The sequence below is a fragment of the Enterobacter cloacae complex sp. P27C genome (genome assembly GCF_014895705.1).
GTDB classification, from domain to species: Bacteria; Pseudomonadota; Gammaproteobacteria; order Enterobacterales; family Enterobacteriaceae; genus Enterobacter; species Enterobacter bugandensis.
Map to the genome: position 1 here is coordinate 35,138 of NZ_JADBQB010000014.1, position 15,655 is coordinate 50,792.

Here is a 15,655-nt window from a genome sequence, read left to right on the forward strand (position 1 = left end):
AGAACAATTGATGATTATATCAGCGTCGTGAGGGATGCCAACCGCGAAATTTCCACGTGCGGCAGAAGACGGCTGTCTGTTGCGGTCATCAGCTCCGCATTTTCTGGCTTGATCCAGCAGGCCTGCATGCCACAGCGGATGGCACCCGCCACGTCGGTGGTCAGGTCATCGCCCACGTGCAGGATCTCACCCAGCGGCAGGTTAAGCTTCTCCGCTGCCAGATGGTACATGTCGCTGAACGGCTTCGCGCGCCCGTGCGGACCCGCGCGCAGCACGAATTCAAAATAATCGCTGAGGCCAAACAGCTCCGGCTGGGCATTGCCGTTGGTGATGGCCACCAGCGGCCACTTTTCGGCAAGCTTCGCCAGCGTGTCGTGGGTTTCCTGCGGCACGTCGATGCGGCTACGCCATTTGGCGAAGTTTTCCATTGCCGCTTCGGCACCGACGGCGGCATCCTGTGCGCTCAGACCCGCGTTCAGCATCGCCTGCTCAACCGCGCGACGACGCCATTCGGTCACGTCGTGGTAAATGTCCGGCTCGGTCTCTCGCAGGGACTGGCGCAGCTTCTGGAAGTCCTTGTTCTGCATCGCCTTCAGCGCGGGATGGTAGTTCTGCACAAACGCCAGCGACTCCTGCTCGGTACGCAGGATCACCTCGCGGTTGTCATAAAGGGTGTCATCAAGGTCAAACGTCAGGGCTGAGATCTGACCGAGTGGGCGGTAAAAACGCATTATTTCCCCCGTTTGGCGCGTGGATGCGCCGCGTCATACACCGAGGCAAGGTGTTGGAAGTCTAAGTGGGTATAGATTTGAGTGGTCGACAGATTCGCGTGGCCAAGCAGTTCCTGTACGCCGCGCAGATCGCCGCTCGATTCCAGCATGTGTGTCGCAAAGGAGTGGCGCAGCTTGTGGGGATGCACGTGGCTGTTCAGCCCCTGCTTGATGCCCCACTCCGCAAAGCGCTTCTGCACGTTACGCGCGGAGATCCGCTTGCCGAGCTTTGATAAAAACAGCGCATCCTCTTCCGCGCCAAACAGGCCGCGCAGATCCAGCCAGTGTTCAATCCAGGAGACGGCGTTGCGGCCAATCGGCAGGCGGCGCTCTTTGCTGCCCTTACCCATCACCCACACTTCGCCGGATTCCAGATCGAGATGCTTTAAGTCGAGGTTCACCAGTTCGGAGAGACGCAGGCCCGCGCCGTACATTACCTCCAGCATCGCGCGGTCGCGCACGGCGAGCGGATCGTTTAGATCGATATCCAGCAGGCGGTTTACGTCGTCGACGTCGATATTTTTCGGCAGATGGCGCGGGGCTTTTGGCGTGGCGATCCCTTTTGCCGGGTTAGCTTTCAGGCCGCCCTGGCTGACCAGCCAGTCGAAGAAGCTGCGCAGGGCAGAGAGCCGGAGCGCAAGGCTCGCCGGGCTAAGATTTTTTTTACGGCTACGCACGACGAACCCGCGTACCGTGGCGGCGTCACATTGTTGCCAGCTTTTCAGGCCGATTTCTTCGGCAATCTGCATGATGGCATCAAGCTGACGCTGATAGTTAAGCAGCGTAATGGGGCTGAGCTGACGTTCCACGCCGAGATAGCGCAGAAACCGCGAGACGTCAGTGGCGAGCAGTCCGTCCGTCATACGCGTTCAATCCAGCGCTCCAGCAGCTCGGGCAGCATCAGGGCGATCTCCTGCAGCAGGTGCGTGGCTTGCCCCTGCTCATAGTGGTGCGCGTCGCGGCTGGTAAATAATATTACCCCCAGGTCGCCATCGCGCCCCATCAGCGACATCGCCACCGAGCCAATCGCTTTGGCTTCCGGCAGCACCACCAGCAGTTCGGGTCCGTTCAGCGGCCCCAAATAGTGATGCTCATGGCCCAGGCGCTGAATGCGTAGCGGCTCAAACGCCTGACGGCTGAGCGCCAGATGGGTGAACCCCGACGGTGCGCCAATGCGCCAGCGGTCAGGGAACAGACGAATCGTTGCGCCCGCCAGCCCCAGCTCGCGCGCCCAGCGGTGGAAGCGGCTGAGAAACTCTTCAAGGCTGTGCGCCGAAGCCAGACGCGCCTGCAGATGCAGCAGACGATAGAACAGGCTTTCGTTGGTGCTGGCCTGCTCCATCAGCAGCGTCATGTTCTCTTCAAGCTGGCTGATGTGGTTACGCGCGCGCGCCATGTGCCATTCGACCAGCGACACGGTCCCGCGAACCGGATGCGGCACGCGCATTCGTTCGACGACGCGTGCATTGCGAATAAAAAACTCAGGATTGTTCAGCAGATAATCAACAACAGCGCTGTCGTCCAGTTCCGTCACTGTTTCCTGCAGTTCTTCCCCTGGTTGTTTCATAGATGGATAAACCCGTCATAAACATGTGTCGCCGGGCCAGTCATGTACAGTGGATGACCCGCTCCTTTCCAGGCGATATCAAGACGACCGCCCGGTAATTCCACGCGAACCTCTTCTGCCAGTAACCCCTGGGAGATACCGACGGCCACCGCCGCACAGGCGCCGCTTCCGCAAGCCTGGGTTTCGCCCGCGCCGCGCTCGTAAACCCGCAGACGGATGTGTTCACGCTTCATCACCTGCATAAAGCCGATGTTCGCCCGCTCCGGGAACCGCTCGTGGCTCTCCAGCACCGGACCGAGCGTTTCGACCGCCGCGGTTTCCACGTCATCCACCTGAATCACGCAGTGCGGGTTACCCATCGAGACAACGCCGCACAATACTGTCTGCTCGGCCGCCCGCATAATATAGGTCTTTTCCGCTTTGTTTGCGCGAAACGGCACGGCGGAAGGCTCGAAGTTAGGCTCGCCCATATTGACGCGCACCAGCTCATCGTCGGTAACGCTGAGCACCATACGACCGTTGGCGGTACTGACGCGGATATCGCGCTTATTGGTGAGCCCTTTCAGGCGGACAAAGCGGGCGAAACAGCGCGCGCCATTGCCGCACTGGTTAACCTCACTGCCGTCAGCGTTGAAAATACGGTAGTGGAAATCGAGGTCAGGATCGTAGGGCGGCTCAACCACCAGCAGCTGATCGAACCCCACGCCCACGTGCCGATCCGCCAGGCGGCGGATCAGTTCCGGGGAGAAAAACACATTCTGCGTTACCGCGTCGACGACCATAAAATCGTTGCCAAGGCCATGCATTTTAGAGAACTGCATCATTTGCTCCATTGCGCGGGGACAGAACGTTGTCGTCAGAGGTTAACCTGAGTCGGACCGTCGTTATCGCCACGATCGTTAGTCTTTGGCGTGGAAGACTCGATGCCGCTGTTAACCGGTTTTGTCGGCGGCGGCGCGGTTTTATCCGCAGGCGGGAAGTAGAGTGGTCCCTTCAGTCCGCAGCCGGTCAGGCTAAACAGCGTGATGAGAACGGCAAGCGTTCGGAAAGCGTTTTTCATTATAAAGTTGCCCGTAAGTTCAAATCTGTTTCTATCATCGCAGGAGAAGACACAAAAGCAAGAGTTTGCCGCTTTCCTGCAACGGGAATTATTTAGCGTTATACTGCCGCCATCACGAAAAACAGGAACAAAACCATGAACGACAGTGAATTCCATCGCCTTGCCGACACCCTGTGGATGACCATCGAAGAACGTATCGACGACTGGGACGGCGACAGCGATATCGATTGTGAAATCAACGGCGGCATTCTGACCCTGAGCTTCGAAAACGGCAGCAAAATTATTATTAACCGTCAGGAGCCGCTTCACCAGGTGTGGCTGGCGGCCAAACAGGGCGGTTATCACTTTGATTTGAAGGGTGACGAGTGGGTTTGCGATCGCAGCGGCGAAACGTTCTGGAATCTGCTGGAACAGGCGGCGACCGCGCAGGCGGGCGAGGAAGTGCGTTTCAGGTAGTTTTGTTGCCCGGTGGCGGCTGCGCCTTACCGGGCGAAAAGCCTCAGGAAAAATACTGCTGCAACAGCGGTGCAGTATCCTGATTCGCAGGCGCCGCAGGGGTAATCGCCTGGGTACGGAACGGGATCACCTGCGCTCGGCCATCCACGTTCACAATCTGGTAGAACTGCGGCAGATTGAAGTTGATAAAGCTGGAACCGTAGGTGAAACGGTCATGCGAGGAAGAGTAGAAGCGGCTGACGTCGCGCACCAGCTCCTCTTTGCTGCCTTCACAGTGGTGATACACCTCGGCGCGGTTGGTCTCATCCAGAATGTAGATGTTGAACCCGGCATCGTCGCCCGACTCTTCAAAGAAGAACTGAATAATCCCTTCACTGGCAAAGCCATCCACCACCTGCGGAAGCTTGACGTGGTTGGTTTCCACCTGAACCGACAGGCCGTGCAGCTTGTTGTGTGAAATCGCGCCGTAGAACTCGATAGCGTTTTCAAGCTTCTGTACCGACACGTTGAGACGCTCAAAGAACAGGCCCCACGTCTGCCCGGAAACGCGCAGCGCTTTGAAGCGTCCGGTCTCCTGACGGGTGCTGGAGAGACGCAGTTCGATGCATTCAGACACCAACTGCTGCACGCGAGTACGAATCAACCCACGCAGATGCTGGCTGTAGCAGAACACTTCGACGCTGTCCGGCGGCGCGGCGTCCTGGTGCATCTTGCCGAGAATGGTTTTCAGCGCTTCAATCATCGCCTGCTCGCCGTTGAAGTGCAGGGTACGCACTTCGTTCCACGAGTTGCGGTACAGCAGGTCTACGCTACCCACCAGGCAGTTTTGCTGCTCGCCAAAGCTGAAGACGTCCAGCTTGCGGAAGTCAAAATGAACTACCTGATTGCGGAAGGCCGCCGTCGGGTCGTATTCCAGGTTGACGATAATCGCCAGATGGCGAATCTCACACGGGCTGTAGAGCGCTTTTGGCGTTGGGGCAGGCAGACGCAGCGGGAAGTGGTGCGAGACATCCGCCACCATCTCCTGCAGCTTGGCTAAATCGACAACCTCATTGCCTTTGATAAACAGGCGCGTGCGCGAGGTCAGCAGGCCGTTAAACCAGGCCCACGCCACCAGCTTGTTCAGATAGCGGTTATATTCCAGCGGCTGATGGCTGATAATCGAATCCATGCTTGGCGCACGGTTGTACAGATACCACCCGGTGCGGTTTGCGCGGCCCGGCGGCACATAGATAAAGGTCAGGTTTGGTTCAGACAGGTCAGGCGAAATCTGCGGGTTAACCAGGGTCACTTTGCCCGGCAGCGCTTCAAACGCGGCGTACAGCTTACGGGTTAACACCCCGATATCCTGCGGGCTGGCGGAAACGCTAAGGTTATTGCGGCGCGCAAAACGGATCAGGTTACGGTAGCTTTGCATCATCGCGTCGAGCAGTTCGTTGTGCGCTTCACGCACCTGATCGATTTTCCAGTTGGCCCGGTTGTCGAGCATGGACAGACGCGCTTCGTCCCATCCCCACTCTTTCACAAGCTGACTGACCACTTCACGACGCCAGCCCACGCAGGCGCGCTCACGGCTCAGCTTTTCACAGACCTTGAGATAGAAACATCGACGCACCAGGTCAAGACGCGTGGCGTCATCAATGGCTTTCAGGTATTCGGTAACGCGCTCCAGCATCATGCAGTAGGCGTCGAGCCCGTAGGAGACAATTTCGCCATCGTGCAGGCGCTGCTTGATATCTTTCGCCAGCAGGCGCGGCGTAGGGTATTCCCACGAGTAGGCTTCCAGCAGCAGGGTTTTCAGCACCGCTTTGTACGGTGAATCAATACTCTTATAGAGCTGCCAGAGGCTTGCGCCAAAGTACTCTTCGGCGGACAGGGAGCTGAGGCCGCCCAGATCCAGCCATTCGTTTGGCGTCAGTACGCCCTGCGCGTAAAGCGACATGACGTAGTCGTCGTAATGCTCTTCTTCTTCGCACGGGACCATATTCCACAGAATACGCTTCCCGGCCAGACGAACGGCAGTACGGTAAAATTCATCCAGCAACAGGATGTGCTGAGTCGAGCCGCAGTCCTCACCACCCAGACTGCCGCTTTCATTATGGCGGAAACGGTTTTCATCAATCAGGAAGAAGCTCACTTCCACGCCAAGCGAGGCCGCCCAGCTTTCCAGCAGGCTGCATTTACGCTGCAGCAGCTGGCGCTCTTCGTTATCGAGCCAGGATTGATGGCAGACCCAGATATCCAGGTCCGAAGAACAGCTCTGCCCTACCGATGAGGTGCTCCCCATCGAGTAAACGCCGGTAATCGGCAGTTCACCTTTCGGAGAAACCTGAGGCGGCATGCCGCGGTAGAGTTCCAGCTCGTTCAAATAATGCTGTTGGGTTTCATCAGGCGTGAAGAGGCAAATGCCTTGGGGAACGTTACCATCAAGGTAGCCAGGCATCAGCGGGTGGTGATAGTGCAATAATGTCGGCAGCAGACTGTATACCTGCTGGAAAGCAGGGCCCATGGCAGCAAGCGCGCGATCCACACGCAGTTGATTTATGGCATCCAGTCTCTGTTTCAGAGTCTCAATATAGAGGTACAAGACGTATCGCCTGATGTTTCCGGGTGTCGTAAGCTATTCAAAATACGAATAACAGCGAGCCCGCAGTATTTCAAAAAGATAACCGTTACCCTTTTTTCGCCCTTGTCATTATGGTGGTACCGACGAAAAAATGGTCTAAAACGTGATCAATTTAACACCTTGCCGGTTGACCGTAAAGAAAGATGCGCTACATACAAGTGTAGCACCGTTCTGTACGTGTAAATTCCTGAATACGGCTATGGCTGACGAATACGCCGCCTTGTCCCTCTCACGCTTCATCAACCGTAAAACTGCCATCCCAGAGTCAACAATGTTAGGATGGTTAGCGATTGATAATGACGGTAACAAGCATGTTAGACAATGTTTTGAGAATTGCCACACGCCAAAGCCCTCTCGCGCTCTGGCAGGCACATTATGTTAAGCAGCGCCTTGAAGCCTGCCACAGTGGATTGCGCGTCGAGCTGGTGCCGATGGTCACGCGCGGTGACGTGATTCTGGATACGCCGCTGGCGAAAGTGGGCGGCAAGGGCCTGTTTGTCAAAGAGCTGGAACTGGCATTGCTTGAGAACCGCGCCGATATCGCCGTACATTCGATGAAAGACGTGCCCGTCGAGTTCCCGGAAGGGCTGGGGCTGGTGACCATCTGCGAGCGCGAAGATCCGCGTGACGCGTTTGTCTCGAACCACTATGACTCGCTCGACGCGCTGCCGGCGGGTAGCGTGGTTGGCACGTCCAGTTTACGCCGTCAGTGTCAGCTGGCGGAGCGTCGTCCTGACCTTATCATCCGCTCGCTGCGCGGTAACGTTGGCACGCGTCTGGGCAAGCTGGATAACGGCGATTACGATGCCATTATTCTTGCCGTTGCCGGCCTGAAGCGCCTGGGGCTGGAGGAACGCATTCGCGTGGCGTTGCCGCCAGAGCTGTCGCTGCCGGCCGTCGGACAGGGCGCCGTCGGCATTGAGTGCCGTCTGGACGATGCGCGCACCCGCGAGCTGCTCGCTCCGCTGAACCATGACGAGACCGCAACCCGCGTAAAAGCCGAGCGGGCGATGAATACTCGCCTCGAAGGCGGGTGTCAGGTGCCGATTGGCAGCTATGCTGAATTAACAGACGGTGAACTGTGGCTGCGCGCGCTGGTGGGCGCGCCGGACGGTTCACAGATGGTGCGCGGCGAACGTCGCGGCAAGCCGCAGGATGCCGAAGCGCTTGGCGTGTCGCTGGCGGAAGAGCTGCTGAATAACGGCGCGCGTGAAATTCTGGCCGAGGTCTATAACGGAGAACCCCCTGCATGAGTATTCTTGTCACCCGCCCTTCTCCCGCAGGAGAGCAGTTAGTGAGCCGTCTGCGCGCACTGGGGCAGGTGGCCTGGAGTTTTCCGCTAATTGAATTCTCCCCCGGTCGGGAGCTCTCTGCGCTCGCCGACCAGATGAATACCCTGCAGGAAGGCGACCTGCTGTTTGCGCTATCGCAGCATGCCGTGGAATTTGCCCATGCGCAGCTGCAACAGGCGGGAACACGCTGGCCGACCGCTCCGCGCTATTTCGCTATCGGCAGAACCACCGCGCTGGCCTTACATACCGTGAGTGGAACAGACGTTCGCTACCCGTTGGATCGGGAAATCAGCGAAGTCTTGCTACAATTACCTGAATTACAAACTATTGCCGGAAAGCGCGCGCTCATTTTGCGCGGCAACGGTGGCCGCGAACTGCTGGGTGAAACGCTGCGGGAACGCGGGGCTGACGTCACGTTTGTTGAGTGCTACCAGCGCTGTGCGAAACACTACGACGGTGCTGAAGAGGCGATGCGCTGGCACGCGCGCGGTATTAATACGCTGGTGGTCACCAGCGGTGAAATGTTACAACAGCTTTGGTCGCTGATACCGCGTTGGTATCGCGAAAACTGGTTACTCCGCTGTCGGCTTCTGGTCGTCAGTGAGCGTCTGGCGAACCTCGCCCGGGAACTGGGCTGGCAGGATATTCGGATCGCTGATAACGCCGACAACGATGCGCTGCTGCGCGCATTACAATAACTCTCAAATGGGAAGCCATAATGACGGAACACGAAAAATCCTCCGCCGTGGTTGAAGAGACCAGGGAGACTGTGGAGACAACGCCACAGCCAGAGACGACTGAGAAAACCGCTGAGAAGAAAAACGGCAGCAATAAAACCAGCCTCGCGCTGAGCGCGATTGCCATCGCCATTGCGCTGGCAGCAGGCGTCGGCCTGTATGGTCTGGTAAAGCAACAGAGTGCTAACCAGACGGCCACCAGCGATACGCTGGTCAATCAGCTTACCTCCCTGCAAAAAGCGCAGGAAACGCAGAAAACCGAGCTGGAAGCGGTGATTAAGCAGCAGGCCGCCGCGCTTGCCGAGGCGAACAGCAAACAGGAAGAGCTGACCAAACAGCTGGGCGAAGTACAGCAGAAAGTCGCCACGATCTCCGGCACCGATGCCAAAACCTGGCTGCTCTCGCAGGCCGATTTCCTCGTCAAACTCGCCGGGCGTAAGCTGTGGAGCGATCAGGACGTGACTACCGCCGCCGCGCTGCTAAAAAGCGCCGATGCGAGCCTGGCCGACATGAACGACCCGAGCCTCATTACCGCGCGCCGTGCGATTACCGAAGATATCGCCAGCCTCTCCGCCGTTTCACAGGTGGATTACGACGGCATTATCCTCAAGGTGAACCAGCTTTCGAATCAAATAGATAACCTGCAGCTGGCGGATAACAATGACGACGACTCCCCGATGGACTCTGACGGTACCGAGCTGTCCAGCTCCCTGAGCGAATGGCGCATAAACCTGCAGAAAAGCTGGCAGAACTTTATGGACAGCTTCATCACCATCCGCCGTCGCGATGAAACCGCCGTACCGCTGTTAGCGCCGAATCAGGATATCTATCTGCGCGAAAACATCCGTTCCCGCCTGCTGGTCGCGGCGCAGGCCGTGCCGCGCCATCAGGAAGAAACGTACAAACAGGCGCTGGATAACGTCTCGACGTGGGTACGCGCCTACTACAACACCGATGATGCAACGACCACCGCCTTCCTCGAAGATATCGACAAGCTGAGCCAGCAGAACATCACCATGAGCGTGCCGGATAAACTGGCCAGCCAGCCAATTCTGGAGAAGCTGATGCAGACGCGCGTGCGTAACCTGCTGGCGCAGCCGGGCGTTCCGGCCGGGCAGACCGGCACAGCGGCGGCACCAGCGCCTGAAAGCGCGCCACAGGGAGAGTAATGATGCTAAAAGTCCTTTTACTCTTCATCCTGCTGATCGCCGGGATCGTCCTGGGCCCGATGCTTGCGGGTCATCAGGGATACGTCCTGATCCAGACCGATAACTACAACATTGAAACCAGCGTAACGGGTCTGGCGATCGTTCTGATCCTCGGCGTCGTGGTCCTGCTTGCCGTTGAATGGATCCTGCGCCGTATTTTCCGCACCGGTGCCCATACCCGCGGCTGGTTCGTTGGCCGTAAGCGCCGCCGCGCCCGTAAGCAAACGGAACAGGCACTGCTAAAGCTGGCCGAAGGCGATTACCAGCAGGTTGAAAAGCTGATGTCGAAAAACGCCGATCACGCGGAACAGCCGGTGGTGAACTATCTTCTGGCCGCCGAAGCGGCGCAGCAGCGCGGTGATGAAGCCCGCGCTAACCAGCATCTGGAACGCGCGTCAGAGCTGGCGTCTGGCGACCCGATCCCAGTGGAAATTACCCGCGTCCGCCTGCAGCTCGCGCGCAATGAGAACCACGCGGCGCGCCACGGCATTGACCGTCTGCTGGAAATCGCACCGCGTCATCCGGAAGTCCTGCGCCTTGCGGAGCAGGCCTATATTCGTACCGGAGCGTGGGGCTCGTTGCTGGACATCATTCCGTCGATGGCGAAGGCCGAGGTGGGTGATGATGAACATCGTGATGAACTTCAGCGTCTGGCATGGATTGGCCTGATGGATCAGGCGCGCGCCGACCTGGGCAGCGAAGGCCTGAAAACCTGGTGGAAGAATCAGAGCCGGAAAACGCGCCAGCAGGTCCCCCTGCAGGTGGCCATGGCGGAACATCTTATTGAATGTGACGATCATGACACCGCCCAGGAGATCCTCCTCGACGGCCTGAAGCGCCAGTACGACGATCGCCTGGTCATGGTGATCCCGCGCCTGAAAACCAATAACCCTGAGCAGGTCGAAAAAGTGCTGCGCCAGCAGATCAAAACCGTCGGTGATCGTCCGCTGCTGTGGAGTACCCTGGGCCAGTCGCTGATGAAGCACGGCGAATGGCAAGAGGCGAGCCTGGCCTTCCGTGCGGCACTGAAACAGCGTCCGGACGCGTTTGACTACGCGTGGCTTGCCGATACGCTGGACAAACAGCATAAGCCAGAAGAGGCGGCCGCTATGCGGCGCGATGGGCTATTGCTGACGCTGCAAAATAACGGTAATCCGCAATAAATAAAAAAGGAGGCCAGACGGCCTCCTTTTTTTATCGCCTTCCTCCTGCTACATTCTTTACACCCACATCTGCAAACGAACCCGCCAATGTAACGATGTCTTTTCATTAACTTTTTTTCACACACGCGCACTTTCTGCAGCGTGGATTAAATCGTTTTTGAAAGGAAATCTTCATGAACTCGCTTTTGTATGCGCTTATTGAAGCGCTGCGCTGCCACCGCTGGCTGCGCCTGCTTGCCTGTGCTTTTATCTTTTCTTCGCTGGGAAATGGTCTAACCCAGGTCGTGGTCTTTGGTTTACTGTTAGCGTGGTCGGCCCCGCCCGCCCTGCTCACCCTCGCTTTTCTTTTCGCAACGGTTCCGGGATTCATCGGCAGCGCGATCGGCGAAAAGCTATGCTCGCGCTATTCTCCAGTATTCCTGCTGATACTGACCGAGGGGCTGGGATTGCTCGCCCTGCTCTTCCCCCTGCTCGGTGCGGGTTATCACAGCATTGCCTCGCTACTCGCCGTGCAATCCACCGAAGCGCTGCTCAGCGGGATGAGCTGGCCCGCGCTGACATTGCTCTTTAAACGCGGACTTAGCGAAACAGAGCTGCCTGCTGCGACCTGTCTGGAAAATGTGATTTTTGCTTCTCAGGTTTTATTAGGTACTGGACTCGGCGTGGTGCTATTCAAGCAGACCTCCGTGTTTACCTTGCTGGCTATTGATGCCGCCAGTTTTCTCGGGTCGCTGCTGCTGCTGTGGCTGGCTGGACGCCGGTTTTCTGCGCCATTGCTACCTCTCCCCGGTGAAGAGGCAGCCCCCGCGCCACTGCGCTGGCGGACGTTGACCGTTCGGCAAAAGCGCAGCCTGCTCATTTTGCCGGCGCTGGCGGCCGTCGGCTCACCGGCTATGGCGCTACTTCCGGCCCTGGCGCAGCAGCTCCATCCTCAGGATGCGGCGGGCCTTGCTCTGCCTCTGCTTTTCGCAAGGAGCATGGGGCAACTTTGCGGCCCCATGCTGCTAAAAAAAGAGAGCCTGACGCGCTTTGCCGTCCACACGCCGCGAATCATCGTTTGTCTCGGTATTTTTCTTGCCGCTTATGGAATGCTGCCGTTGTTGTCCGGGTGGATGGCATGTGCGCTGGGGATGATCTTTATCGCGCATCTGGCCTCAAACGTTCTCTTCACAGCCGGCACGTTTGGCGTACTCAGCAGTTTTCATATCACGCAAACCGCGTCAGCCAGCGGTAAAGCCTGGCGCTGGCAAACGCTCAGCGCCTCGCTTTTCACCGGCATTACAGCGATAGTGGCTGTTGGGCTTGGCTCAGTGCTGGCGCTCTATACGGTCTCGTCAGCCGCCCTGCTGTTGGTCGCCCTGATCATGCGTGGGTATCGGGAATAAGACATAAAAAAACGCCTGCTATAAAAGCAGGCGTTAAAACAGGTCTGTAAGACAACATATTTGGTGCTTCACTCAACGTTATGTCCATGGTGTCTGATGAGGCCGAAGCGACATCTGTCAGTGGACGATAAGCACCGTAAATGGCTCTGCGTCATTCCTGAGTTTATGAGGCACTAAGGCGAACATAAGAGATGGAATGAGCATCTACGCGTATATTATTGCACGTTACGTGCCAGATTTACACGCAGAACTTTTACATGGCGCAACATTTTAAGATAAAAGGAAATTATGCTGTTAAGTAGCCTCTGAAGCTTCATAGCGTATCGGCAAAAGCAGAAATATGTCGCCAGGAAGAGACAGTAAATCCCATAAATAATTATTTATTTTATTTTCAATGGCTTGCATGTCACTGAATCGCGACAATGATAAAGGGTATTCTCTGGAGATAACGACAGGGGAGAAAACTTACAGAAAACAAAAAACCCCGCCGAAGCGGGGTTCAAAATTGGTCGGCGAGAGAGGATTCGAACCTCCGACCCACTGGTCCCAAACCAGTTGCGCTACCAAGCTGCGCTACTCGCCGATGTACTGCTTTTTTGAATTTTTAGTTCAATTCATTTAAAAAGTCGTGGTGCGAGGGGGGGGACTCGAACCCCCACATCCTAAGGACACTAACACCTGAAGCTAGCGCGTCTACCAATTCCGCCACCTTCGCAATTCACAACTCTTTCAATAATGGGGTGGCTAATGGGATTCGAACCCACGACAACTGGAATCACAATCCAGGGCTCTACCAACTGAGCTATAGCCACCACTGTATTCTTTCACGCGGTACTGACTACTTCTCAGACCACCGCAGCTCTAGCGCCGGGAACTAAAATGGCGCGCCCGACAGGATTCGAACCTGAGACCTCTGCCTCCGGAGGGCAGCGCTCTATCCAGCTGAGCTACGGGCGCTTAGCGCCGTTGCGGGGCTGGATATTACGTACCTCCGTCCCCGCTGTCTAGTGCTTTTTTGAAAAAAATGCGCGTTTGGTTATGGTTTGCACATTTTGCCGCTTATTCCTCCACTTTCTGCGTGGTGGCACGGCGACCCAGGCCAAAAAGCTTATACGCGGCCGTCACTGCCGCCAGGAAGATTAGCCCGACAAACAGCGACATGCGGGTATCTTCATTAAAGTACATTCCAATTAATACGCAAATCAGGAACGCCATCGTCAAATAGTTCGCATACGGGAAAAGGATCGAGCGGAACGGATGGCTGGCGATCGCTTTTTTATGCGCATGGCGAAAACGCAGCTGGCTGATGAGGATAACAAACCACGGCACCATGCCCGGCAGCACGCTGGCGCTGTAGACATAAACAAACACGCGCTGCGGATTAGGGATGATGTAATTCAGGCAGGAGCCAATCAGCAGGATGACGATCGAGACCGCCACGCCCGCTACCGGCACGCCAGCACGTGAGACTTTACTCATTGCCGCAGGCAGCTGGTTATTTTTCGAGAGCGCGTAGAGCATACGGCCACAGCTGTACATCCCGCTGTTACAGCCTGAAAGCGCTGCCGTCAGGACCACAAAGTTGATGATACCTGCCGCCGCCGTGATACCAATTTTGGCGAAGGTTAAAACAAACGGGCTGCCGGTGGTGCCAATTTCGTTCCACGGGAAGATGGTTACGATAACGAAGATTGCACCCACGTAGAAAATCAGGATGCGCCACAGCACTTTGCCTACCGCGCTACGCAGCGTGACCTGCGGGTTTTTCGCTTCCCCGGCAGTAATACCGATCAGCTCCACACCCTGATACGAGGCCACAACGATACATAGCGCCGTCAGGAAGCCCTTCCAGCCGCCAGCGAAAAAGCCGCCGTTTTCGGTCAGGTTGCCAAAGCCGATAGCGTGTCCACCGTTGCCAAAGCCGAAGAAAATCACGCCCAGGCCAACGACAATCATCACGATAATCGTGGTGACTTTGATCATTGCGAACCAGAACTCAATTTCACCGTAAAGGCGCACGGCGGCCAGGTTTGCCAGCGCCACCAGCCCCACGGCAATGAGTGCCGGTATCCACTGGACCATGTCCGGGAACCAGAACTGGACGTAGACCCCTATCGCGGTGATTTCAGAGATGCCCACCGCCATCCACATAAACCAGTATGACCAGGCCGTCAGGTAGCCAAAGAACGGGCTCATATAACGATGCGCGTAAACGGCGAAGGAACCGGTTACCGGCTCCAGGAAGAGCATTTCGCCCATTGAGCGCATGATGAAGAAAACAAAGAGCCCGGCGATAATATACGCCAGTAATACGGAAGGGCCTGCCCATTTGAGCGTACTTGCGGAGCCCATAAACAGGCCCACGCCGATAGTGCCGCCCAGCGCTATCAGTTCAATATGACGAGCTTCCAGCCCACGCTGTAGCTCCGGTTTTTTCTCTGCCATAGATCCTCGATTGTGTTTGCTGTTTCCCGGCTTAATACCGGTTATTGTTTTTTAGGGGTACTAAAATACGGTGCGAATGGTTTCTTAAAATCGGCCAAATGGCAAACGATGCATTAAAAAAATGAATGCATTGCACAAATTATCGGCAGTTTTGCAGGTGAGTTGCAGCGCGAACAGCATATCGCGCTACATTTTGATTACATTTTACCGGTATAGTGCCAGGTGAGGTAGCGAAGCAGTCGAATCTGTCGTTTAATGCGGGTGGGTTGGGAGAGCAGGCGGTAGAGCCACTCCAGCCCCATATTTTGCCAAATCTTCGGCGCGCGCTTCACGTGGCCGGTAAAGACATCGTAGGTGCCGCCGACGCCCATATAAAGCGCATCCGGGCTGACCATGCGGCAGTCGCGCATCAGGATCTCCTGGCGCGGGGACCCCATCGCCACGGTGACGATTTTTGCCCCACTGTCGCGCACGCGGGCAAACAAAGCCTGCTGGTCTTCAGGCTTGAAGTAACCATTCTGGCTACCAACGATATTAACATTCCATTGACGACGCAGTTTCTCTTCGGTCTCGGCCAGCACCTCAGGCTTACCGCCAATCAGGAACACCGGCGTACCCTCCGCACCAGCGCGGGCCATAAGCTGCTCCCAGAGATCGGCACCCGCCACGCGAGATACATTAGCGTCAGGATATTTTTTACGTATAGAGCGGACCACGCTGATTCCGTCCGCGTATTTAAATTCAGCCGCTTCTATCAGGCTTTTGACTTCGGCGTTATCTTCCACCGCCAGCATCTTTTCCGCATTGATAGCGACCAGCGTACCGGATTTCATCTGCCCGTCGGCGAACAGAAAATCCAGCGCGTGCTGCATGTCGCGCCAGCCAATCAGCTGCAAACCACGAAGCGCATAGCGCGGTGCAGAAGTTTTATCAGTCATTACTTTCC

General features: G+C 56.6%; 14 protein-coding genes and 4 tRNA genes. 6 read left to right on the top strand and 12 right to left on the bottom strand.

What is annotated here, in order from left to right:
* Window positions 1-14: 14 nt before the first annotated feature.
* The 5 genes from yigB to IM291_RS20545 are packed head-to-tail and all read right to left on the bottom strand — an operon-like array spanning window position 15 to window position 3,397.
* Window positions 15-731 (bottom strand): 5-amino-6-(5-phospho-D-ribitylamino)uracil phosphatase YigB, encoded by a 717-nt coding sequence (yigB, locus tag IM291_RS20525; protein ID WP_028014792.1) that lies wholly within the window; start codon window positions 729-731, stop codon window positions 15-17.
* Window positions 731-1,633 (bottom strand): tyrosine recombinase XerC, encoded by a 903-nt coding sequence (xerC, locus tag IM291_RS20530; protein WP_032644794.1) that lies wholly within the window; start codon window positions 1,631-1,633, stop codon window positions 731-733. The genes yigB and xerC overlap by 1 nt, the downstream gene beginning before the upstream one ends.
* Window positions 1,630-2,337 (bottom strand): DUF484 domain-containing protein, encoded by a 708-nt coding sequence (locus tag IM291_RS20535; RefSeq protein ID WP_192972110.1) that lies wholly within the window; start codon window positions 2,335-2,337, stop codon window positions 1,630-1,632. The genes xerC and IM291_RS20535 overlap by 4 nt, the downstream gene beginning before the upstream one ends.
* Window positions 2,334-3,158 (bottom strand): diaminopimelate epimerase, encoded by an 825-nt coding sequence (dapF, locus tag IM291_RS20540; RefSeq protein WP_028014795.1) that lies wholly within the window; start codon window positions 3,156-3,158, stop codon window positions 2,334-2,336. Before dapF ends, IM291_RS20535 begins: the two co-directional genes overlap by 4 nt.
* Window positions 3,159-3,193: 35 nt before the next feature.
* Window positions 3,194-3,397: a lipoprotein gene (locus IM291_RS20545; RefSeq protein WP_048998608.1), complete on the bottom strand. Its 204-nt coding sequence runs from the start codon at window positions 3,395-3,397 to the stop codon at window positions 3,194-3,196.
* Window positions 3,398-3,532: 135 nt separating this feature from the next.
* Here IM291_RS20545 and cyaY point away from each other — a divergent pair, with 135 nt between their 5' ends.
* A complete protein-coding gene (gene cyaY, locus IM291_RS20550) occupies window positions 3,533-3,853 on the top strand; it encodes an iron donor protein CyaY (protein ID WP_045260993.1) in 321 nt (106 codons plus the stop codon).
* Window positions 3,854-3,896: 43 nt separating this feature from the next.
* On the opposite strand, the gene cyaA is transcribed toward cyaY, so the two are convergent.
* The gene (cyaA, locus tag IM291_RS20555) at window positions 3,897-6,440 is read right to left on the bottom strand and encodes a class I adenylate cyclase (protein WP_048959723.1); all 2,544 of its coding nucleotides are present in this window, start codon (window positions 6,438-6,440) and stop codon (window positions 3,897-3,899) included.
* A gap of 350 nt (window positions 6,441-6,790) precedes the next feature.
* Here cyaA and hemC point away from each other — a divergent pair, with 350 nt between their 5' ends.
* The 5 genes from hemC to IM291_RS20580 all read left to right on the top strand — a co-directional run bounded on the left by hemC (window position 6,791) and on the right by IM291_RS20580 (window position 12,264).
* Window positions 6,791-7,732 carry a hydroxymethylbilane synthase gene (gene hemC / locus IM291_RS20560; protein ID WP_032644935.1) on the top strand — a complete coding sequence of 314 codons (942 nt, stop codon included), beginning with the start codon at window positions 6,791-6,793 and terminating at the stop codon, window positions 7,730-7,732.
* Window positions 7,729-8,469, top strand: a complete 741-nt coding sequence (hemD, locus tag IM291_RS20565; RefSeq protein WP_045631336.1) for a uroporphyrinogen-III synthase — start codon at window positions 7,729-7,731, stop codon at window positions 8,467-8,469. Before hemC ends, hemD begins: the two co-directional genes overlap by 4 nt.
* 20 nt (window positions 8,470-8,489) lie before the next feature.
* Complete coding sequence (gene hemX, locus IM291_RS20570; RefSeq protein ID WP_192987570.1) at window positions 8,490-9,677, top strand: uroporphyrinogen-III C-methyltransferase; 1,188 nt, start codon at window positions 8,490-8,492, stop codon at window positions 9,675-9,677.
* Window positions 9,678-9,679: 2 nt separating this feature from the next.
* A complete protein-coding gene (hemY, locus tag IM291_RS20575) occupies window positions 9,680-10,879 on the top strand; it encodes a protoheme IX biogenesis protein HemY (protein WP_028014802.1) in 1,200 nt (399 codons plus the stop codon).
* Window positions 10,880-11,052: 173 nt separating this feature from the next.
* Complete coding sequence (locus tag IM291_RS20580; protein WP_192987571.1) at window positions 11,053-12,264, top strand: MFS transporter; 1,212 nt, start codon at window positions 11,053-11,055, stop codon at window positions 12,262-12,264.
* 506 nt (window positions 12,265-12,770) lie between these two features.
* Here IM291_RS20580 and IM291_RS20585 read toward each other — a convergent pair.
* The 6 genes from IM291_RS20585 to wecG all read right to left on the bottom strand — a co-directional run bounded on the left by IM291_RS20585 (window position 12,771) and on the right by wecG (window position 15,647).
* Window positions 12,771-12,847, bottom strand: a tRNA-Pro gene (locus tag IM291_RS20585).
* Between the two features lie 46 nt (window positions 12,848-12,893).
* Window positions 12,894-12,979, bottom strand: a tRNA-Leu gene (locus IM291_RS20590).
* A gap of 21 nt (window positions 12,980-13,000) precedes the next feature.
* Window positions 13,001-13,076, bottom strand: a tRNA-His gene (locus IM291_RS20595).
* Between the two features lie 68 nt (window positions 13,077-13,144).
* Window positions 13,145-13,221 (bottom strand) — tRNA-Arg (locus IM291_RS20600).
* 102 nt (window positions 13,222-13,323) lie between these two features.
* Window positions 13,324-14,709, bottom strand: a complete 1,386-nt coding sequence (locus tag IM291_RS20605; protein WP_192972111.1) for an amino acid permease — start codon at window positions 14,707-14,709, stop codon at window positions 13,324-13,326.
* A gap of 197 nt (window positions 14,710-14,906) precedes the next feature.
* Entirely contained in the window at window positions 14,907-15,647 is a 741-nt protein-coding gene (wecG, locus tag IM291_RS20610; protein WP_045260998.1) for a lipopolysaccharide N-acetylmannosaminouronosyltransferase, read from the bottom strand.
* Window positions 15,648-15,655: the final 8 nt, after the last annotated feature.